Origin of the sequence: Mycobacterium sp. E787 (assembly GCF_001668725.1) — a bacterium.
Taxonomy (GTDB): domain Bacteria; phylum Actinomycetota; class Actinomycetes; order Mycobacteriales; family Mycobacteriaceae; genus Mycobacterium.
Genome location: NZ_LZKL01000055.1, coordinates 94,995 through 114,315, shown reverse-complemented (window position 1 = coordinate 114,315; position 19,321 = coordinate 94,995). Strand labels below are relative to the sequence as shown.

The 19,321-nt window shown below is 70.5% G+C and carries 24 protein-coding genes; 10 read left to right on the top strand and 14 right to left on the bottom strand.

Going from position 1 to position 19,321, the window contains the following annotated elements; all coding sequences use genetic code 11:
- The first annotated feature begins 13 nt into the window (after positions 1 to 13).
- The gene (locus A5705_RS11610; RefSeq protein WP_068277576.1) at positions 14 to 919 is read left to right on the top strand and encodes a class I SAM-dependent methyltransferase; all 906 of its coding nucleotides are present in this window, start codon (positions 14 to 16) and stop codon (positions 917 to 919) included.
- A 195-nt stretch (positions 920 to 1,114) separates the two neighbouring features.
- On the opposite strand, the gene A5705_RS11605 is transcribed toward A5705_RS11610, so the two are convergent.
- Both A5705_RS11605 and A5705_RS11600 read right to left on the bottom strand, forming a co-directional pair.
- On the bottom strand, positions 1,115 to 1,780 hold the full coding sequence (locus tag A5705_RS11605) for a GNAT family N-acetyltransferase (protein ID WP_067873435.1): 666 nt from the start codon (positions 1,778 to 1,780) through the stop codon (positions 1,115 to 1,117).
- A gap of 9 nt (positions 1,781 to 1,789) precedes the next feature.
- Positions 1,790 to 3,148 carry an FGGY-family carbohydrate kinase gene (locus A5705_RS11600; RefSeq protein ID WP_068277574.1) on the bottom strand — a complete coding sequence of 453 codons (1,359 nt, stop codon included), beginning with the start codon at positions 3,146 to 3,148 and terminating at the stop codon, positions 1,790 to 1,792.
- 30 nt (positions 3,149 to 3,178) lie between these two features.
- Here A5705_RS11600 and A5705_RS11595 point away from each other — a divergent pair, with 30 nt between their 5' ends.
- From A5705_RS11595 to A5705_RS11580, 4 genes are read left to right on the top strand one after another with little or no spacing between them, the layout of a single operon-like run.
- Positions 3,179 to 4,177: an NAD(P)-dependent oxidoreductase gene (locus A5705_RS11595; RefSeq protein ID WP_067873429.1), complete on the top strand. Its 999-nt coding sequence runs from the start codon at positions 3,179 to 3,181 to the stop codon at positions 4,175 to 4,177.
- The gene (locus tag A5705_RS11590) at positions 4,164 to 4,817 is read left to right on the top strand and encodes an L-fuculose-phosphate aldolase (RefSeq protein ID WP_067873426.1); all 654 of its coding nucleotides are present in this window, start codon (positions 4,164 to 4,166) and stop codon (positions 4,815 to 4,817) included. Before A5705_RS11595 ends, A5705_RS11590 begins: the two co-directional genes overlap by 14 nt.
- A complete protein-coding gene (locus A5705_RS11585; protein WP_067873422.1) occupies positions 4,817 to 5,710 on the top strand; it encodes an MBL fold metallo-hydrolase in 894 nt (297 codons plus the stop codon). The genes A5705_RS11590 and A5705_RS11585 overlap by 1 nt, the downstream gene beginning before the upstream one ends.
- Before the next feature lie 2 nt (positions 5,711 to 5,712).
- Complete coding sequence (locus A5705_RS11580) at positions 5,713 to 6,747, top strand: dihydrodipicolinate reductase (RefSeq protein WP_067873419.1); 1,035 nt, start codon at positions 5,713 to 5,715, stop codon at positions 6,745 to 6,747.
- Here A5705_RS11580 and A5705_RS11575 read toward each other — a convergent pair.
- Positions 6,736 to 7,590 carry an AraC family transcriptional regulator gene (locus A5705_RS11575; RefSeq protein WP_067873417.1) on the bottom strand — a complete coding sequence of 285 codons (855 nt, stop codon included), beginning with the start codon at positions 7,588 to 7,590 and terminating at the stop codon, positions 6,736 to 6,738. The two genes, A5705_RS11580 and A5705_RS11575, sit on opposite strands and share 12 nt — an antisense overlap.
- A 73-nt stretch (positions 7,591 to 7,663) precedes the next feature.
- Between A5705_RS11575 and A5705_RS11570 the strand changes: the two genes are divergently transcribed.
- The gene (locus tag A5705_RS11570) at positions 7,664 to 8,299 is read left to right on the top strand and encodes a class I SAM-dependent methyltransferase (RefSeq protein WP_067873413.1); all 636 of its coding nucleotides are present in this window, start codon (positions 7,664 to 7,666) and stop codon (positions 8,297 to 8,299) included.
- Positions 8,300 to 8,303: 4 nt separating this feature from the next.
- Here A5705_RS11570 and A5705_RS29160 read toward each other — a convergent pair whose 3' ends face one another.
- From A5705_RS29160 to A5705_RS11560, 3 genes are read right to left on the bottom strand one after another with little or no spacing between them, the layout of a single operon-like run.
- Positions 8,304 to 8,723: an SDR family NAD(P)-dependent oxidoreductase gene (locus tag A5705_RS29160; RefSeq protein ID WP_156738237.1), complete on the bottom strand. Its 420-nt coding sequence runs from the start codon at positions 8,721 to 8,723 to the stop codon at positions 8,304 to 8,306.
- Between the two features lie 39 nt (positions 8,724 to 8,762).
- Positions 8,763 to 10,007, bottom strand: a complete 1,245-nt coding sequence (locus tag A5705_RS11565; protein ID WP_067873410.1) for a zinc-binding dehydrogenase — start codon at positions 10,005 to 10,007, stop codon at positions 8,763 to 8,765.
- The gene (locus A5705_RS11560) at positions 10,004 to 10,789 is read right to left on the bottom strand and encodes an SDR family oxidoreductase (RefSeq protein ID WP_067873406.1); all 786 of its coding nucleotides are present in this window, start codon (positions 10,787 to 10,789) and stop codon (positions 10,004 to 10,006) included. The genes A5705_RS11565 and A5705_RS11560 overlap by 4 nt, the downstream gene beginning before the upstream one ends.
- 96 nt (positions 10,790 to 10,885) lie before the next feature.
- On the opposite strand from A5705_RS11560, the gene A5705_RS11555 reads away from it, so the two are divergent.
- Genes A5705_RS11555 through A5705_RS11545 form a run of 3 tightly spaced genes read left to right on the top strand, consistent with a single transcriptional unit; the run spans position 10,886 to position 13,665 of the window.
- Complete coding sequence (locus A5705_RS11555) at positions 10,886 to 11,830, top strand: class I SAM-dependent methyltransferase (protein WP_067873403.1); 945 nt, start codon at positions 10,886 to 10,888, stop codon at positions 11,828 to 11,830.
- Entirely contained in the window at positions 11,823 to 12,731 is a 909-nt protein-coding gene (locus tag A5705_RS11550; RefSeq protein ID WP_067873400.1) for a class I SAM-dependent methyltransferase, read from the top strand. The genes A5705_RS11555 and A5705_RS11550 overlap by 8 nt, the downstream gene beginning before the upstream one ends.
- A 10-nt stretch (positions 12,732 to 12,741) precedes the next feature.
- Positions 12,742 to 13,665 carry a class I SAM-dependent methyltransferase gene (locus tag A5705_RS11545; protein ID WP_067873397.1) on the top strand — a complete coding sequence of 308 codons (924 nt, stop codon included), beginning with the start codon at positions 12,742 to 12,744 and terminating at the stop codon, positions 13,663 to 13,665.
- Here the strand turns inward: A5705_RS11545 and sppA are convergent.
- On the bottom strand, positions 13,654 to 15,429 hold the full coding sequence (gene sppA, locus A5705_RS11540; protein WP_068277571.1) for a signal peptide peptidase SppA: 1,776 nt from the start codon (positions 15,427 to 15,429) through the stop codon (positions 13,654 to 13,656). The genes A5705_RS11545 and sppA overlap by 12 nt on opposite strands.
- A gap of 39 nt (positions 15,430 to 15,468) precedes the next feature.
- Here sppA and A5705_RS11535 point away from each other — a divergent pair, with 39 nt between their 5' ends.
- Positions 15,469 to 16,395, top strand: coding sequence for an LLM class flavin-dependent oxidoreductase (locus A5705_RS11535; RefSeq protein WP_067873391.1), 927 nt, complete (start codon positions 15,469 to 15,471; stop codon positions 16,393 to 16,395).
- Here A5705_RS11535 and rplO read toward each other — a convergent pair whose 3' ends face one another.
- From rplO to A5705_RS11500, 7 genes are read right to left on the bottom strand one after another with little or no spacing between them, the layout of a single operon-like run.
- On the bottom strand, positions 16,396 to 16,836 hold the full coding sequence (rplO, locus tag A5705_RS11530) for a 50S ribosomal protein L15 (RefSeq protein WP_067873388.1): 441 nt from the start codon (positions 16,834 to 16,836) through the stop codon (positions 16,396 to 16,398).
- Positions 16,833 to 17,030: a 50S ribosomal protein L30 gene (gene rpmD, locus A5705_RS11525; protein WP_067873386.1), complete on the bottom strand. Its 198-nt coding sequence runs from the start codon at positions 17,028 to 17,030 to the stop codon at positions 16,833 to 16,835. The genes rplO and rpmD overlap by 4 nt, the downstream gene beginning before the upstream one ends.
- Positions 17,031 to 17,032: 2 nt before the next feature.
- Positions 17,033 to 17,722: a 30S ribosomal protein S5 gene (gene rpsE, locus A5705_RS11520; protein ID WP_067873383.1), complete on the bottom strand. Its 690-nt coding sequence runs from the start codon at positions 17,720 to 17,722 to the stop codon at positions 17,033 to 17,035.
- Positions 17,723 to 17,744: 22 nt separating this feature from the next.
- The gene (gene rplR, locus A5705_RS11515; RefSeq protein ID WP_197521260.1) at positions 17,745 to 18,113 is read right to left on the bottom strand and encodes a 50S ribosomal protein L18; all 369 of its coding nucleotides are present in this window, start codon (positions 18,111 to 18,113) and stop codon (positions 17,745 to 17,747) included.
- 41 nt (positions 18,114 to 18,154) lie between these two features.
- The gene (gene rplF / locus A5705_RS11510; RefSeq protein WP_066907413.1) at positions 18,155 to 18,694 is read right to left on the bottom strand and encodes a 50S ribosomal protein L6; all 540 of its coding nucleotides are present in this window, start codon (positions 18,692 to 18,694) and stop codon (positions 18,155 to 18,157) included.
- A gap of 24 nt (positions 18,695 to 18,718) precedes the next feature.
- A complete protein-coding gene (rpsH, locus tag A5705_RS11505; RefSeq protein ID WP_066907410.1) occupies positions 18,719 to 19,117 on the bottom strand; it encodes a 30S ribosomal protein S8 in 399 nt (132 codons plus the stop codon).
- A gap of 15 nt (positions 19,118 to 19,132) precedes the next feature.
- The gene (locus A5705_RS11500) at positions 19,133 to 19,318 is read right to left on the bottom strand and encodes a type Z 30S ribosomal protein S14 (RefSeq protein WP_011739072.1); all 186 of its coding nucleotides are present in this window, start codon (positions 19,316 to 19,318) and stop codon (positions 19,133 to 19,135) included.
- Positions 19,319 to 19,321: the final 3 nt, after the last annotated feature.

Sequence of the window (19,321 nt, the reverse complement as noted above, 5' to 3'; positions counted from 1 at the left end):
AAGTGGGGGCATCATGACGCGAACCGAACAAGACACCTGGGATCTGGCCTCCAGCGTCGGCGCCACGGCCACCATGGTCGCCGCGGCCCGCGCGCTGGCCAGCGCGGAGCCGGACGCCATCATCAACGACCCGTTCGCGGCGCCGCTCGTGCGGGCGGTCGGCCTCGATTTCTTCGTCCGCCTGGTCGACGGCGACGTGCTGCCGTCGGACCCGCAAGACGGCGAACGGGACCTGCGACTGGAGACCGATTCGATCGCGGTGCGCACCCGCTTCTTCGACGATTTCTTCCTCAACGCCGCCCGCGACGGGGTCACCCAGTCGGTGATCCTGGCCGCCGGTCTGGACGCGCGCGCCTACCGGCTGGCCTGGCCGCCCGGCAGCGTCGTCTACGAGGTCGACCAGCCCAAGGTCGTCGAGTTCAAGACCGCGGCCATGGCCAACCTGGGGGCCGAGGCGACCGCGGACCGGCGCACCGTCGCCGTCGACCTGCGGGACGACTGGCCGGAAGCGTTGCGCCGCGGCGGTTTTGACCCGTCGCAACCGACTTCGTGGAGCGCCGAAGGCCTGTTGATGTACCTGCCGCCCGAGGCGCAGGACCGGCTGTTCGACAACATCACCGAGCTCAGCGCGCCCGGCAGCAAGCTGGCCACCGAGTACCACGGCGACTCGGGCCGCACCATGACCGAACGCGCGCGGCAATTCAACGACCGGTGGGCGAACCTGGGGTGCGACGTCGACCTGTCGGGGCTGTTCTTCGACGGCGAGCGCAGCAATGTCGTCGACTACCTGGGCGAGCGGGGCTGGCGGGTGACCACCCGGCCGCGGCGCGAGTTCTTCGCCGATTACGGGCGCGTGTTCCCGGCCGACGAGGAATCCCAGCTGCGCAACATCATCGCCGTCACCGCCACGCTGGGCTAGGGGCTCGCGATCGCGACAGCCGACAACGCGTGTGAAATGACGGCGTTGGGTGTGCACTGGTGGCGTTGAGTGTGCGTATGGGGCGGGATTCGGGCCGGTTTTCGGCCCTGGGCTCACAGCGAAAGCCCTGGCCTCACACCGAAAGCCGTGGGCTCACACTCGACGCCGTGGCCATCGCAATCGCGGTGTCGTAGCTCAGGCGGGCCTGGCCGGCGGCGTCCGGACGACCAACGGCACGGCGGGGAAGCACCACGCCATTTCCGTGCGCGACTTGCGCAGCGCGGCCGTGCCGTAACCCTTCTTCCGGTGCTCGGGGTGGATCCAGATCCGCACGTTCACCTCGCCGGCGACCAGCTCGCCGAACACCATTCCGACCTTCTCGCCCGAGTCGACGGCCACGAACCAGGCGGCCTCCTCGTCGTCGACGCGCCCCAGCGCCGCACGAATCTCGTCGTCGAGGTTGCCGGCCGGTCCGCCGGACCCGTCGCCGGCGGCGCCCATGTCCTCGGTGCGGGCGGCGAAGATGTCCCGGTCCGCCTCGGCGGAGAAGGGCCGCAGCTCGAGGGTCTCCCCCGAACTCGCCGGGCGCTCGCCGAGCGTGAAGCTCAGCTGCTTGTTCAGGTCCTCCAGGTCGGCCTGGATCTTCTTGCGGGAATCCTTCGTGAGCAGGTCGAAGGACATGCCCATCACCGCTTCGGCGCCCGCGTGCGACGTGTCGAGCAATGCGACGATCGCCTCGACCGCGGCCGCCGTGTCCTCGGAATCCACGATGAGGTCGAGCACCTCGTGCCGACGCTCGAGGGCTTTCAGCAGGGCGTCGGCGATTTCGCGGCGGGCGGCTTTGCGGTCCTGGTCAGTCATTGCACCAGCCTAGAACGCCGCCGGGGGTATGGCGCACGATCTCTGGTTTCCCAGCTGAAGGAAGCGTTGGTAGCGGTCCGCGGTCGCCGCTGCCCACGCGGGATCGGGATCGACCGTGCGCTCGATGCGGGCCCAGCGCGCGGCGTCGGCGATCGACGTCTCCAGGCCCGCGGCCATGCGGCCCAGGAAGGCCGCGCCCAGCGCCGCCCCCTCGGCGACCGCGGACACCTCCACCTGGCGCCCGGTGGCGTCGGCGATGGCCTGCATCCACGGCGCGACCCGGGTGCCCCCGCCCGCCGCAACGATGCGCGCCACCGGCGCCCCGCTCAGTTCGATCAGCTGCCGGACGACGAAGCCCGACGCCTCGTAGGCGGCCCGCCGCAGCGCGGCGGCGTCGTGGGTGAGGTCCACCGCGTCGAGCACGGCCCGGCGATCGGGGTCGTGGAACGGGGTGCGCTCGCCGCGGATGTAGGGCGACCAGACGGGCACCCGCCGCGGATCGGCGGCACCCGGATCCGCCTGCGCCACAACGCGATCCACCCAGCCCAGGAACAGGCCGCCCGCGTTGCTGGCCCCGCCGATCTGGTTTTTGCCGGGGGTGGTGTGCGGGATGGTCCACAGGCCGGGCACCTGCCGGGCCTCGGCGATGGTGTTCCACACGATCAGGGTGGTGCCGCACAGCACCAGCACGTCGCCGTCGCGCTCGGCGCCGGCCACGATCTGTTCGCACAGCGCGTCGATGGCGCCGATGCCCAGCACGGCGCCCGTCCCGGTGACCTGCCCCGCCGCCGTCCCGATCGTCGCCACCCGCGGCATCTGCTGCACCGACGCGCCCCGCTCGGCGCACGCCGCCGCGTTCCAGCCCGTCCCGTCGAACAGCGGGAAGGCGGTGGCGGCGGTGGCGACGTCCAGCACCGCCTCGCCCGCCAGGGCATGGTTGGCCACCGCGGGCGCGGGCCAGTACCCGGCGGCGCCGGGCGCCCGGGCGGCCGTCCAGCGCAGGAACTCGGCGGCCTCGCCCAGCGCCGGCAGTGGCTGCTCGTCCGATCCCGGCACCCGTCCCCGCCCGTCGCCGTACAACAGCCCCGGCGTCAGCGGGGCGCCCGCTGCGTCGACGGCGGTCATCGACGGCACCATCGCCGCGACGGCCACCGCCCGCGCGTCCGGGCGGTCCAGCCGCGCGAGGGCGGCCACCGGCCCCCGCCGCCACGCCGCGTCGGCGTCGTGTTCGAGAAGGTCGGGCGCCGGCACCTTGAGCTGGTGGGGGATGCGCGCCCGCGCGGTCACCCGGCCGTCGGCGTCGGCGGCCACCGCCTTGACGGCGGTGCTGCCGACGTCGATGCCGATTGTGACGTCATCACGTGACACGGGCGTCACCGTACGCCAGCATTGACGTTCGTGACGCCAAGACCGCGCGCCCTGGTGACGGCGCCCCTGCGCGGGCCGGGGTTCGACAAGCTCCGGCAACTGGCCGACGTGGTGTACGACCCCTGGATCGAGCAGACCCCGCTGCGGATCTACAGCGCCGAGCAGCTGGCCGAGCGGATCGCGGCAGAGCGCGCCGATGTCGTTGTGGTGGAAAGCGACTCGGTGCGCGGCCCGGTGTTCGACCCGGGGCCACGCGCCCTGATCGCCGTGGCGTCCACCCGCGGCGACCCGAACAACGTCGACATCGACGGGGCCACCGCCGCGGGCGTCCCGGTGCTGAACACCCCCGGCCGCAACGCCGACGCGGTCGCCGAGCTGGCAGTGGCGCTGCTGCTGGCCGCCACCCGTCAGCTGCTGACCGCGGACGCGGATGTGCGGAGCGGCAACACCTTTCGCGACGGCAGCATCCCGTATCAGCGGTTCCGCGGCTGGGAGATCGCCGGGCGCACCGCCGGGCTGGTGGGCCTGGGGGCCGTCGGCCGCGCCACCCGCTGGCGACTGGAAGGGCTGGGCATGCGGGTGATCGCCCACGACCCGTACAACGACGAGGCCCGCCACGGCCTCGACGAACTCCTGGCCGAGGCCGACGTGGTGTCCCTGCACGCGCCGGTCACCGACGACACCGCCGGCATGATCGGCGCGGCGCAGTTCGCGGCGATGCGCGACGGCGTGGTGTTCCTCAACACCGCCCGGGCCCAGCTGCACGACACCGACGCGCTCGTCGACGCGCTGCGGGCCGGCAAGGTGGCCGCCGCCGGCCTGGACCACTTCGTAGGCGAGTGGCTGCCGACCGATCACCCGCTGGTCGGCATGCCCAATGTCGTGCTCACGCCCCACATCGGGGGCGCCACGTGGAACACTGAGGCCCGGCAGGCGCAGATGGTGGCCGACGACCTGGAAGCGCTGCTGGCCGGCGGCTCGCCCGCCCACATCGTCAACCCGGAGGTGCTCCGCCGTGAAACACGTTGACAACCCCGAAACGGCGGTGCTGGACGCGGCCAAGGACATGCTGCGCCGGGGCCTGGTCGAGGGAACCGCCGGCAACATCTCGGCACGCCGCTCCGACGGCAACATCGTGATCACGCCGTCGTCGGTCGATTACCGCGACATGCAACTCGACGACCTGGTGCTGATCGACCCGCAGGGTGCGGTGCTGCACGCCGCCGACGGCCGGTTCCCGTCGTCGGAGATGCAGCTGCACCTGGCGTGCTACCGGGCGTTCGACGACGTCGGCAGCGTGATCCACAGCCATCCGGTGTGGGCCACCATGTTCGCCATTGCGCACCAAGCCATTCCGGCCTGCATCGACGAGTTCGCCGTCTACTGCGGCGGGGAGGTCCGGTGCACCGAGTACGCGGCCTCCGGGACGCCCGATGTCGGCGCCAACGCGGTCACGGCGCTGGAGGGCCGGGGCGCCGCGCTGATCGCCAACCACGGGCTGGTGGCGGTGGGGCCACGGCCGGACAAGGTGCTGCACATCACCGCACTGGTCGAGCGGACCGCCCAAATCGTCTGGGGAGCAAGGGCTCTCGGTGGACCGGTGCCCATTCCCGAGGACGTGAACCGCAACTTCGCCGGCGTCTACACCTATCTGCGCGCCAACGCCTGATGCGCCGGGTCCGGTTCGGCCGCGCGACCGTGGCGCGGGTGCTGGAGCTCCAGTTCGACCTGCCGACAAGCTCGTTCCCGCACACGCCGCCATCGGGGTGGCGCGACAACGCCGACCTGCTGGTGCCGGACTTCTTCGACCCCGGCGCCGCTCAGTGGCACATCGCGATCCAGAGCTGGGTCATCGAGGTCGACGGGCTGACCGTCGTCGTGGACACGGGCGTGGGCAACGACCGCGAGCGCCCGCACATGCCGCCCCTGGACCACCTCAGCACCGATTTCCTGGCGGCCCTGCGGTCGGCGGGCATCGACCGCCACGCGGTGGACGTCGTGGTCAACACCCACATCCACTCCGACCACGTCGGATGGAACACCATGGCGGACAAGGACTCCCGGGACAGCTGGGTCCCGACGTTCCCCAACGCGCGCTACCTGGTGCCGGCCGCCGACTACCGCCACTTCTCACCCGACGGGCCCGCCGGCGGGCAGCCCGGTGACCGGCTCGTGTTCGCCGACAGCGTGCTACCGATCGATGAGGCCGGCCAGCTCGTCGGATGGTCCGAGGATTTCCAGATCAGTCCGTCGCTGCGGCTGCGGGCCGCCCCCGGGCACACCCCGGGCTCCTCGGTGCTGTGGCTGGACGCCGGTCAGCCGGCGGTCTTCGTCGGCGACCTCACCCACAGCCCCCTGCAGCTGCGCCGGCCCGGCGACGCCTGCGCGTTCGACGTGGACGCCACCGCCGCCGCCGTGACCCGCCGCCGGATCTTCACCGAGGCCGCCCGGGCGAAGGCCGCCGTGATCCCCGCCCACTACCCCGGCCGGGGCGGCGCGACGATCCGCGCCGTCGACGAGCGGTTCGAGGTCGACGACTGGCTGGACATCGATACGGTGTGACCATGACGTACCGAGTGGTCCAGTGGTCGACCGGCAACATCGGCACACGGGCGCTCGGCGCCCTGCTGGAGCGCGACGACTTCGACGTCGTGGGCGTCCACGCCTTCGGTGCGGACAAGGTGGGCCGTGACGCCGGCGAGCTCGCGGGCCAGGCCCCGGTCGGCGTTGTGGCAACTGGCGATGTCGACGCGTTGATCGCGCTCGAGCCGGACTGTGTCAACTACATGCCCCGCGCCATCGACTACGACCTGGTGATCAGGATGCTGCGCTGCGGCATCAACGTCGTCACCACCGGAGATTTCGTGACCGGTACCCATCACCCGGCCGAGCTCCCGGCGCTGCAGGAGGCGGCCCGGCAGGGCGGTGCGACCTTCCTGGGGACGGGGTTCGAACCGGGCTTCATCAACGTCGTCGCCGGCTTCCTCACCGGCGCCTGCCGAAGAGTCCGCAGCGTCAAGCTCGTCGAAACGCTGGACTGCACCACCTATCCCGTCCAGGACGTGTGGAAGGTGCTCGGATTCGGGAAGCCGCCCCGTGAGCGGGTGACCCACCTCGACCCCGCGACGCAGCGATACGGCCTCGGCTACTTCGAGACGCTGGACATGATCGCCACCATGCTGGGCACCGAGCTCGACACCAAGGAGGCATTCGTCGAGCCCGCGGTGTTGACCCGGGATCTGAATCTGGGCTGGGTGCACTACGCCGCAGGCACCGCCGGGGGCCAGCGCCGCACCTATCGCGGCTATCGCGGCGGGCGGCCGTTGATCGAGCTGGCCATCTGCTGGACCATGAGCGACGACGCGCTCGACCCGACATGGACCGACCCCAAGGGTTTCAGCGTGGTGATCGAGGGCGACCCACGCGTCGACGCAACGATCCGGTTCGGCAACCCCGGAGAGGACGTGATGACCGTGTTGATGGACAGCACGGCCATCGCGGCGGTCAACGCCATCCCGTTCCTGTGCGAGGCGCCGCCGGGTGTCATCACCCCGATCGACCTGCCCGTCGCCGGATCCCAAGGGGCACTAGCGGTTTGAACCGCGCCACGCGCGGGGCGAGGTGCCATGCGTGCGGCCGAACAGCCGGCTGAAATAGCCCGGGTCGCCGATCCCCACACGCCCGGCGACCTCCGCGACCGGAAGATCCGTCTCGGCCAGCAACGTCCGGGCCTCGGCCATGCGGCGTTCGATGATCCACTCCTGCACGGTGCGCCCGGTGCGGCGCCGCACCACGGTGGTCAGGTGCCCGGGCGTGATGCCGAGTTCGCCGGCCACGTCGCGCAGCGACAACGGTTCGGCGTGCCGCCGGTCGATCACCTCGAATACCTCGGCCAGCAGCGGTTCGCCGCTGCGCCGCAGGTCGCCGACCACGTCGACGGCCAGCCGCGCGAGGTCGATCAGCAGCAGCGTGAGATGCGCCAGCACCGCCTGCTGGTAGCCGTCTTGGCGCCCCGTCAGTTCGGTGTCGATCGACGCGATCGCGCCCTCCCACGCCGACCGCCGCTCCGCGGGCACTTCCAGGCGCAGCAGCCCGCCGGACCGCCCGTGCAAAAACGGGAACAGCAGCGGATGCGCCCGCCACGCCGGCCACGGCGATCGGCCGTCCTCGCCCAGCGCGGCGGGATCGAAGAAGACCCCCACCCCGCCGGCGATATCGCTCACGCCGGCGGGGTCGATGACCTCGCCCGGCGCCACCACATACACATGACCGGCGGCGGGGATGTACCACAAGGCCGGGAAGTCGTGAATGTGGCGGCCATGCGCGAGCACGTCCTGGCGATCCGCCCACTGCACCGACACCGTCGGAGTGTCCGGGTCGCTCCGGTACTGGTAGACGGGCACACCGCCGCGATGGCTGGCCAACCGGGTTGCCACACTCATTGCACCAAAGATAGTCCTACTTTTACCGATAATCACCTAATTATATGCCGCCCCAGCGGTTCACCATGGAGGCGTGACAAAACATCATCCACATGACTACCTGCCCGCCGCGGGGCACGACGCGCTGCTGCCCTGCTACGACCTGTTCGCCCGGCTGCTGGGAATGCGGAAGGTCTATGCCGCCCTCATCGCGCAGGCCGAGATCGCCGATGGCCAGCGCGTCCTGGAAATCGGCTGCGGCACCGGCAATCTCACCACCCGAGTCAAGCGCGCCCACCCCGGCGCCGACGTCACGGGATCCGACCCCGACCCCCGGGCACTCGACCGGGCGCGGCGCAAGTCGAACGACATTCGTTTCGAACAGGGCTACGCCGAGCGGCTGCCCTACGCCGACGGCGAATTCGACCGGGTGCTGTCGTCGATGATGCTGCACCACATCAATGGCGATGCGAAAACCGCTGCGGCGGCGGAGATCTTCCGGGTCCTGCGGCCCGGCGGGCGGCTGCACCTCGTCGACATCGGCGGCGAGGCGGCCGCCGACCACGGCCCGACGGCGCGGCTGATCCGGCGCAACCCCCACGCGGCCGGCAACCTCGGCGACGCGATCCCCCGACTGCTGACGGCGGCGGGATTCGACTGCACCGAGGTCGCATCGACGCGACACCGCGTTCTCGGGAGATTGAACTACTATCGCGCCACCCGCCCGTGATCGATCAGGGGCAGCTCGAAGGCCGCGAAACAGTCGCATGCGATGGAGATTGATCCGGTAGAACAGGCCCGGAAACCGGCGGTAAAAGTGCCAAATGACCTGAACTGCGGCGGGAAACACAATCAGCGGCCGGTTCCGGTCCACGCCGCGCAGTATCGCGCGGGCCGCGGCCTCTGCGCTCATCTGAGGCATCAGATAGTGGGTGCGCCGGCTCAACGTCGCCACCCGCTCGCGCGGCATGTTGACCACGACCATGTTGTCGTAGATCTTCGTCTTCATGTCGCCGGGGGCAGGCCGCGGTGACTTTTACGCCGAGGTCCGCTCCCTCGGCCCGCAGCGAAAGCGAAAGCCCTACGATGCCATGCTTGCTCGTGCAGTAGGGGGCATTGCCCGGCTGGGGAACCAGCCCGCTGAGCGACGAGATGTTGAATGAACCACGCCCAGCAAGTCGACATCGATCGGCCTAGCGCTGGTCGAACGCGACCTTGACGGCGCCGCTGTCGGCCTGGTTGGCGATGGCCAGGAAGGCGTCGCGCCACTGCTCGAGTGCAAACGTGTGGGTCAGCATGGGGCGCAGGTCAATCCGGTCGGCGGCGGCCAGCTCCAGGTAGTGGGCGATGGCGTGCCGGCGCCGGCCCTCGACGTCCTCGACCCCGAACGCGTTCGAGCCCACGAGCGCGATCTCCTTGAAATACAAGGGACTCCACTCCCAGCGGCCGGGCGCGTGCACGCCCGCCTTGACCAGCGTCCCGCGGGCGCGCAGGACCCGGACGCCGACCTCGAAGGTCTCCGGCTTGCCGACGGTGTCGTACACGACGTCGACCGCCCCCGGGTAGGCCATCGGCAGGCCCAGCAGCGGCTGCCGCAGCCGGCCGCCGCCCCACGCGGCCAGTCGCTCGATGACGGCCAGCCGCGGTTCGTGCTCCAGCACCAATTCGGCCCCGAATCCGCGGGCCAGCTCGTGCTGCGCCGCGAACCGCGCGACCACCGCGACGGCCACCTCGGGATACAGCGCCCGCAGGATCGCGACCGCGCACAACCCCAGCGAACCGGCCCCGTACACCAGCACCCGGCCCGAGGGCGGCGGCGGGTGACGCGTGATCGCGTGCAGGGACACCGAAAACGGGTCGGCGAACACCGCCAGCTCGTCGGGCACCGAATCCGGGACGGCGAACAGCATGCTGTCGTGGGCCGGCATCAGCTCGGCGTAGCCGCCCGTCACGTCGGCCGAGACCCCGGTGTGGATGCCGGGCTTGATGTCGCCGTCGGCGAAGCTCCAGCACAGGCTGTAGTCGCCGCTTTCGCAGGCGGGACAGGGCGGTGAGATGCCGCGCGGCCCGCACGACAGCCACGGGTTCAGCACGACCCGCTGGCCGATCTGGATCCCGCGGGCCTTGGGGCCCGTCGCGACCACGTCGGCGACCACCTCGTGTCCCATGACTTGCGGGAAGGAGCAGAAGGCTGACATCGCATTGTCGGCGTCGGCCTCGCCGAAATCCATCAGGATCTGCTTGGAGTCCGACCCGCAGATGCCGGTCAGCCGCGGCCGGGTGAGCACCCAATCGTCATGCGGCAGCACCGGATCCGGCACCTCGCGCAGCGCGGTCGGGGTGCGGGCGAGGTTCTGGGTCAGCGTGTTGGCTGTCCCATCGTCCAAACCGGGTGCCTCGTACGGCTCAGGCGGGACGCCGTAGACGAGGGCCTTCATCGCGGCGCCATCGTCGCCGCGCCGGCGATGAACGCGTCGAGGTCGGCGTTCTTGGCGTCGACTACATTTTTCAACGGCATCTGTCGTGGGACGTAGTGCTCGAACCGCTCGGTGCCCAGCGCCTCGATGATCCCCTCGGCCACCTCGTCGGCGGGCACCTTGGGGCCCTGATAGAGCGGCTCCTCGCTGCCCGGGTGGTCCCAGATCTCGGTGTCGACGGGCCCCGGTTCGATCAGCTTCACCGCGACACCGCTGCCGTGCAGGTCCACAGCCATCGCCTCGCTCCACCCGCACAGCGCGAACTTGCTCGCGCAGTAGGCGCTTTCGTGAATGATCCCGAGCCGGCCGCCCACGCTGGACACGTTGACGATCAGGCCGGAGCCCCGCTCGAGCATCCGCGGCAACAGGGCCAGCGTCAGGCGCATCGGCGCGAAGAAGTTGAGCCGCATGACGTCCTCCACCTCGCTGGGCTGCAGGGCGGTGACGGGCCGGCGCTTCGGGACCGCGGCGTTGTTGACCAGCACGTCGACGCCGCCCAGCCCCTCCCATGCGCGCACCGCCAGCTCGCCCAGTGCCGGGGTGTCCGCGAGGTCGGCCACCCACATCGCCGATTCGGGCGAGGCCTGCCGGCAATCGCCCAGCACCCCGGCCAGCCGGTCCCGCCGGCGGGCGACCAGCCCCACTACCGCCCCCCGCTCGGCCAATCGCCTGGCCAGGGCCGCCCCCAGCCCCGACGAGGCGCCCGTGATGAGCACCCGTTTGCCGGCGGCGGCGTACGTCATCCGTCAAGGTTGCCGCGAAACCCGGCACGCGTACAGTGGTAGAAGCTTGTTATATCGGCTAAATATTAGATTAACTAGATCCGAACAGGGGCAAACATGACTTCCACCAGGTATGAGGGCGACACCTGGGACCTGGCGTCCAGCGTCGGGGTGACCGCGACCATGGTCGCGGCGGCCCGTGCCGTGGCGTCCCGCGCCGACCGTCCGCTGATCGACGACCCGTTCGCCGAGCCGCTGGTCCGGGCCGTCGGCGTGGACCTGCTCACCCGGCTGGCCACCGGCGAGGTGAATCCGGACGACCTGAACGACGTGCACGACGGCGCCGGGGCGTCCACCGGCGCGATGTCCCGGATGGCCGACAACATGGCGGTGCGGACCAAGTTCTTCGACGAGTTCTTCCTGGGGGCGACGCAGGCGGGCATCACGCAGGTCGTGATCCTGGCGTCCGGCCTGGACTCCCGGGCGTACCGCCTGGCCTGGCCCACCGGAACCGTGGTCTACGAGGTCGACCAGCCGCAGGTCATCGAGTTCAAGTCCCGCACGCTGGCCCAGCTGGGCGCGGCACCCACCGCCGAACGGCGGGTGGTGGCCGTCGACCTGCGCGACGACTGGCCCGCCGCCCTGCGCGCCGCGGGATTCGACCCGGCCCGCCCGACCGCGTGGAGCGCCGAGGGTCTGCTCGGCTACCTGCCCCCGGAGGCGCAGGACCGCCTGCTGGACACCATCACCCAACTCAGCGCGCCGGGCAGCCGGTTGGCCACCGAAAGCGCGCCCAACCCCGAGCCCGGGGAGGAGGACAAGATGAAACAGCGCATGCAGACCATCTCCGAACGCTGGCGGGCGCACGGGTTCGACCTGGACATGGCGGGGCTGGTCTACTTCGGCGAGCGCAACGAGGCCGCCCCCTACCTGAGGGAGCGCGGCTGGGCGATGGACGGCATCAGCATCCGGGACCTGTTCACCGCCAACGGCCTTCCGCCGCTGGCCGACGACGACATGCGGATGGGCGATGTGCTCTACGTGAGCGGCAGCCATGAGTAAGGGGCGCACCGACGGGGACAGCTGGGGCCCGGCGTCCAGCGTGGGGGCGACGGCCACGATGGTCGCGGCATCGCGCGCGGTGGCGTCGCAGGGCCCCGACCCGCTGCTCGACGATCCGCTGGCCGATCCGTTGGTGCGCGCCGTCGGGTTGGATCCCTTCATCCGGATCATCGACGGGGAGCTCGATTTCGAGGACGACCCGCTGTTCAACCGCAAAGCGCGGGCGCAGCAGATCACGGTGCGTACCCGGTTCTTCGACGACTTCTTTCTCGGCGCCACCGCGGGCGGCGTGCGGCAGGCGGTGATCCTGGCGTCCGGCCTGGACACCCGGGCCTACCGGTTGCGGTGGCCGGCCGGCACGGTGGTCTACGAGATCGACCAGCCACAGGTCATCGCGTTCAAGACCGAGACCCTGGCCAACATCGGCGCCGAACCGACCGCGGAGCGCCGCGCGATCGCCATCGACCTGCGTGACGACTGGCCGGCGGCGTTGCGCGAAGGCGGTTTTGACGTCGCGCTGCCGACCGCATGGAGCGCCGAGGGGCTGCTGCCCTACCTGCCGCCCGAGGCGCAGGACCGGTTGTTCGACAACATCACCGCGCTCAGCGCGCCCGGCAGCCGGCTGGCCACCGAGCACGTGCCCGACCCGAACGCGTTCTCCGACGAACGCCTGCAGCGCATCTCCGAGCGCTGGCAGCGCTTCGGTTTCGACCTCAACGCGGCCGACCTGTTCTACCGCGGCGAGCGCAACGTCGTCGTCGACTACCTGACCACGCACGGCTGGGAAGTGACCCCCCACCCCGCCAGGGAGTTGTACGCGCGCAACGGGTTTGACTTCCCCGAGGACGAGATGGCGGCCACGTTCGGTGAGCTGAGCTACGTCGCCGCGACCCTCAAGTAGGGTTGCGCGTATGCCACGCGCTCACGACGACAACTGGGATCTGGCGTCCAGCGTGGGCGTGACCGCGACCATGGTCGCGGCCGCCCGCGCCATGGCGACCAGGGATCCCCGCGGCCTGATCAACGACCCGTTCGCCGAGCCGCTGGTGCGCGCCGTCGGCGTCGATCTCTTCACCAAGCTGATGGACGGCGAAATCGACCTCGACGCCATCGAGAACGCGTCGCCCGCGCGCATGCAGGCGATGAGCGACGGAATGGCCGTGCGCACCAAGTACTTCGACGACTACTTCCTTGACGCCACCGGCACCGGGGTGCGCCAGGCGGTGATCCTGGCGGCCGGCCTGGACTCGCGCGCCTTCCGGTTGCCGTGGCCGGACGGCACGGTGGTCTACGAGCTCGACCAGCCCCGGGTGATCGAGTTCAAGACGACCACGCTGGCCGGCATCGGCGCCGAACCGACCGCCACCCGGCGCACCATCGCGATCGACCTGCGCGGCGACTGGCCGGCCGCGCTGAAGGCGGCCGGGTGGGACGCGACCGCGCCGACCGCGTGGCTGGCGGAGGGCCTGCTGATCTACCTGCCGCCGGAGGCGCAGGACCGGCTGTTCGACAACATCACCGACCTCAGCGCGCCCGGCAGCACCATCGCCACCGAATTCGTGCCGGGCATCATCGATTTCGACGCCAGCCGGGTGCAGGACATGTCCGGCGTGTTCCGGGAGCACGGCGTCGACATCGACATGGCGTCGCTGGTCTACACCGGAGAGCGCAGCCATGTCGTCGACTATCTGCGGTCCAAGGGATGGGACGTCGACGGCATCACGCGAACCGAACTGTTCCGGCGCAACGACATCGAGGTGCCCGCGCCCGAACACGACGACCCGCTCGGCGAGATCATCTTCATCAGCGGCAGGCTTCCTGACTCAAAACCTTGAATTTCCCGGCCACAGCGCGCTGGCGCCGCTCAGTGTCTGTTCGGCACTGTCCAAGATTCCGGCGATCGAGCGACCGAGCAGTGCGCCCAGCGCATCCGGGAGCGACGCCGCGGCCGGCTGTGACGAGGCCCGGGGTCGCACCAGGTCGAGCAGCGACGAGCTCGGATAGCCGACGAGACGGACCTCGGCGTCCTCGTCCAGGCCCGCGAGGGCCTTGGCGCGCCGCACGGCCTCCCGGAAGCCGCCGAGTTCGTCGACCAGTCCACGCTCGGCGGCGTCGGCACCGGTCCAGACCCGTCCCCGGGCAACGACTTCCACGGCCTCGGTGCTCAGCTTGCGGCCCTCGGCGACCCGTTCCACGAAGTCGGTGTACATCAGGTCCGCCTCCGCCTCGCGATGCGCCCGCTGGTCCGGCGTGAACGGCGCGTCGGCCGACCAGGCGTCGGCATTTGCGTTGGTGCGCACCGTATCCGACGCGACGCCCAGGCGGCCCTTCAGGTCACGAACCACCAGCTTCCCGGTGATCACGCCGATCGAGCCGGTGATCGTGCCCGGATTGGCCAGGATCGCGTCGGCGGCCATCGCCACGTAGTAGCCGCCGGACGCGGCGACCGCACCCATCGACGCCACCACCGGCTTGCCGCGTTCGCGTGCCATCTTCACCTCGCGCCAAATGGTTTCGGACGCGGTGACCGATCCTCCCGGGCTGTTCACCCGCAGCACGATCGCGGACACCGAATCGTCGGCGGCGGCCTCGCGCAGTGCGGCCGCGATGGTGTCGGCGCCCGCGGTGGGCGTGCCGATCGGCAGGAATTGCGGGCCCCCGCGCCCGCCGACGATGTTCCCGTCGACGGTGACCACGGCGAACGTCGGCTTGGATCGGCGGCCGGGCACCGACGGCACGGGCGGGTTCAGTCGCGGCCGGGCCGCACCGGCGTAGCGCGCCAGGTAGAGCCTGGGCGGCTCCTTGTCATCCGAAATATCCTCGGGGTCAACCAGTTCCGCGATCCGGGCGTATGCTTCGTCGCGGAACCCGATGCGGTCGACCAGGCCGGCGGCGACCGCGTCGTCGCGCAACAGCGGGCCCCGGTCGGCGATCGCGTCGAGCGCCGCCGGCTCGACCTTGCGTGATTCGCCGACCGCCCGCCACACCTGGTCCTGCAGGCTCTCCAGCATCCGGGTGACGGCCTCGCGGTGCGCCTCGGTGAAGCCGTGTTCGGTGAAAAGGTTTGCCGCCGACTTGTATTCGCCGCGCGTGATGATCTGGGCTTCGATCCCCGCCTTGTCGAACGCGTCACGCAGGAACATCGCGTTGCTCGCGAACCCGACGAGCCCGACGCTGCCCGCGGGCTGCATCCAGATCTCACCGAACGCCGAGGCCAGATAGTAGGACAGCGTGCCGGGGTAGGTCTCGGCCCACGCCAGTGACGGCTTGACGGCGCTGAAAGCCGCGATCGCCGCCCGCAACTCCTGCACCGCCGCCGGGGCCGACGCCCCCAGCTGCACGCGGGCGATCAGCCCGGCGACCCGGGGATCCTCGGCGGCGCGATGGATCGCCGCGACGCCGTCGCGCAACGCCATGGGCCGGCCGCCCCCGGTGATGATGGCCACCGGGTCGAAGCCCGTCGTCTCCGGCGGCATCGAGCGCAGGTCTAGCTCGAGCACGCAGCCATTGGGCACGCCGTGGTGGCGGGCGGTGTCGACGCGGCCCGCCAGCGCACGGACCTCGTCGATCCCCGGAATGGAGGGCAGAAAACCAAACATACTGTGCAGGGTACCGATCGGCCGCCGTACGGTGGTCGGGTGAGGCTTTCCATCGCCATCCCCCAATTCGACTACGACGGCTTCGACGCATCCGGCATGCGCTCCTACCTCGCCCGCGCCGAGGAGCTCGGGTTCGAGGGCGGCTGGGTGCTCGAGCAGACCGTCGGCGCCGCCCCGCTGCTGGCGCCGCTGGAGCTGCTGGCGTATTGCGCCGCCTGCACGGAGCGCCTGCGGCTGGGGGTCGCCGTCCTGGTGACCTCGCTGCACGACCCGCTCCAGCTCGCCTCGGCCGCGACGGCCGTCGACCGGCTCAGCCACGGACGGCTGGACCTCGGCGTGGGAACCGGCGGCGGCTTTCGCCGATTCGACGCATTCGGCGTCGACAAGGCAACGTACATCTCGTATTTCACCGAGGGCCTGGAGCTGATGAAGGCGGCCTGGTCGGACGAGCCCCGGGTGACGTTCCACGGCCGGTTCCGCGATGTCGACGACGTGCCTATCGCACCCAAGCCGGTGCAGCGGCCGCACCCGCCGATCTGGTTCGGTGGGCTGGCCCCCAAGGCGCTGGCCCGGGCGGTGCGGCACGGGGACTCGTTCCTGGGTGCCGGCTCGTCGACCACCGAAGCCTTCGCCGGCGCCGTCACCGTGGTGCGCCGCGAACTCGAGGCGCAGCGGAAAGACCCGGCGCACTTCACCATTGGCAAACGCGTGTACCTGATGGTCGACGACGACCCGGTGCGGGCGCGCGAGCGGGTGCTGGGCGGGCTGCACCGCATCTACGGCGACATGCCCGGCGTCGAGGACGTGCCGGTGTCGGGCACACCTGACGACGTGGCGCGCGGGCTGCGCGACGTGATCGCCGCCGGGGCCGAATATCTGCTGCTCAACCCCGTCGGCGTCGATGTCCCGGAGAACCGCGAGCAGATGGAACGCCTTGCCGCGGAAGTGATTCCGCAGCTGAGCTGACTACAGCTCGGTGACCGAGCCGCCCGCGGCGGTGATCTTCTCGCGCGCGCTGCCGCTGAACTTGTGCGCGGACACCTCGACCTTGGCGGTCAGCTTGCCGTCGCCGAGGACCTTGACCAGAGCGTTCTTGCGAACCGCACCCTTGGCCACCAGTTCGTCCACGCCGACGGCACCGCCCTGCGGGAACAGCCGGTTGAGGTCGCCGACGTTGACGATCTCGTATTCGGTGCGGAACCGGTTCCGGAATCCCTTCAGCTTGGGCAGGCGCATGTGGATCGGCATCTGGCCGCCCTCGAAGGTGGCCGGCACGTTCTTGCGGGCCTTGGTGCCCTTGGTGCCGCGGCCCGCCGACTTGCCCTTGGAGCCCTCGCCGCGACCGACCCGGGTGCGCGCCGTCTTCGACCCGGGCGCGGGCTTCAGATCATGCAGCTTGATGGTCACTGTGTTTTCCCTTCGGGCGCCGACTCCACCTCGACCAGGTGGCTCACCACCGCGATCAGGCCGCGGGTCTGTGGGTTGTCCTCACGGATCACCGAGTGGCGAATCCGCCGCAGGCCCAGGGTGCGCAGGCTCTCGCGCTGCTTCCAGCGCGCACCGATGGTGCTGCGCACCTGGGTGATCTTGAGCTGACTCATGGCTACGCCGTCCCCTCCCGGACCGCCGCACCCGCGGGCAGGCTGGCGAGCGCGTCGCTCTCGCGTCGCGCCTTCAACATCCCGGCCGGGGCAACGTCCTCGATGGGCAGCCCGCGACGCGCGGCCACCTCCTCGGGACGCTGCAGCAGCTTGAGCGCGGCCACGGTGGCGTGCACCACGTTGATCGCGTTGTCGCTGCCCAACGACTTGGCCAGGATGTCGTGCACCCCGGCGCATTCCAGCACCGCGCGCGCCGCGCCGCCGGCGATCACACCGGTACCCGGGCTGGCGGGTCGCAACAGCACCACGCCCGCGGCGGCCTCACCCTGCACCGGGTGCGTGATGGTGCCGCCGATCAGCGGGACGCGGAAGAAGCCCTTGCGGGCCTCCTCGACGCCCTTGGCGATCGCGGCGGGGACCTCCTTGGCCTTGCCGTAGCCGACGCCGACCATGCCGGCGCCGTCACCGACGATGACCAGCGCGGTGAAGCTGAATCGCCGACCACCCTTGACCACCTTGGAGACGCGGTTGATGGCGACGACCCGTTCCAGGTAGTTGCTCTTCTCGCCGTCGCGGTCGCGATCGCGGCCTCCGCGGCCGCCGTCGCGCCGGCCGCGGCTGTCGCGGTTGTCACCGCGCGAGTCGCGGTTGTCGCCGCGGGCCTCGGGGCCGCCGGCTGACTGTTCCGCCATTATGCGGTCCTTCCAGTTGTCATCAGAATTGCAATCCGTTCTCGCGCGCGGCATCGGCCAGCGCCGCGATCCGTCCGCCGTAGGTGTATCCGCCACGGTCGAAGACCACGGAGTCGACGCCGGCGGCCTTGGCGCGCTCGGCGATCAGCTGACCCACCCGAATGCTGCGGGCTTTCTTGTCGCCTTCCAGGCCGCGCACGTCGGCCTCGATCGACGAAGCGGCCGCCAGCGTGGTGCCGTTCTCGTCGTTGACCACCTGCACGTGAATGTGCCGGGCCGACCGGTGCACCACCAGCCGCGGACGCTGCGGGGTGCCCGCGATCTTCTTGCGCAGCCGCGCGTGCCTGCGCAGCCGTGACACCCGCCGCGTAGCGGATACGTTCTGCCCCACCGGCTTTCGCGCGGCGGCGTCTGTCTTCGTTTGCGCCATGACTACTTACCCGTCTTTCCGACCTTGCGGCGGATCTGCTCACCCTCGTAGCGCACGCCCTTGCCCTTGTACGGGTCGGGACGGCGCAGGCGGCGGATGTTCGCCGAGATCTGGCCGACCTTTTGCTTGTCGATCCCCGACACCGTGAACTTCGTCGGCGACTGGACCGCGAACGTGATGCCCTCGGGCGCCTCGATCACCACGGGGTGGCTGTAGCCCAGGGCGAACTCGAGGTTGGAGCCCTTGAGCTGCACGCGGTAGCCGACCCCGAAGATCTCCATCTTGACGGTGTAACCCTCCGTCACACCGGTGACGAGGTTGGACACCAGGGTCCGCGACAGGCCGTGCAGCGAGCGGTTGCGCCGCTCGTCGTTGGGCCGGGTGACCACGATGGCGCCGTCGTCGTTGCGGGCCACCGTAATCGGCTCGGCGACAGTCAGATTCAGGCTGCCCTTGGGACCCTTGACCGAGACGTTCTGGCCCTCGATCGTTACGTCGACTCCGGTGGGTACCGGAACCGGCTGCTTACCAATGCGCGACATTGTCTTTCCTTACCTCCGGGCCCCTCACCACACGTACGCGAGGACTTCGCCGCCCACGCCCTGTCGGGCCGCCTGACGGTCGGTGAGCAGACCCGACGACGTGGAGATGATCGCCACGCCCAGGCCGCCGAGCACCCGCGGCAGGTTGGTCGATTTCGCGTACACCCGCAAACCGGGCTTCGACACCCGGCGCAAGCCGGCGATGCTGCGCTCCCGGCTCGGGCCGTACTTCAGCTGGATCACCAGCGACTTGCCGACCCGAGCGTCCTCGGTCCGGAAGTCGTTGATGTAGCCCTCGGCCTTGAGGATCTGGGCGATGTTCGCCTTGAGCTTGGAGTGCGGCAGGCTCACCTCGTCGTGGTAGGCCGAATTGGCGTTGCGCAGACGCGTCAAGAAGTCCGCGATCGGGTCCGTCATCGTCATATCGTCAGTCCCCTGTCACCAACTGCTCTTCTGCACGCCGGGCAGCTCGCCCGCATGCGCCATCTCGCGCAGGCAGATCCGGCAGAGCCCGAACTTGCGGAACACCGCGCGCGGACGGCCGCACTTGCTGCAGCGGGTGTAGCCGCGCACCGCGAACTTGGGTTTGCGTGCGGCCTTGTTGACCAGTGCCTTCTTCGCCATTTA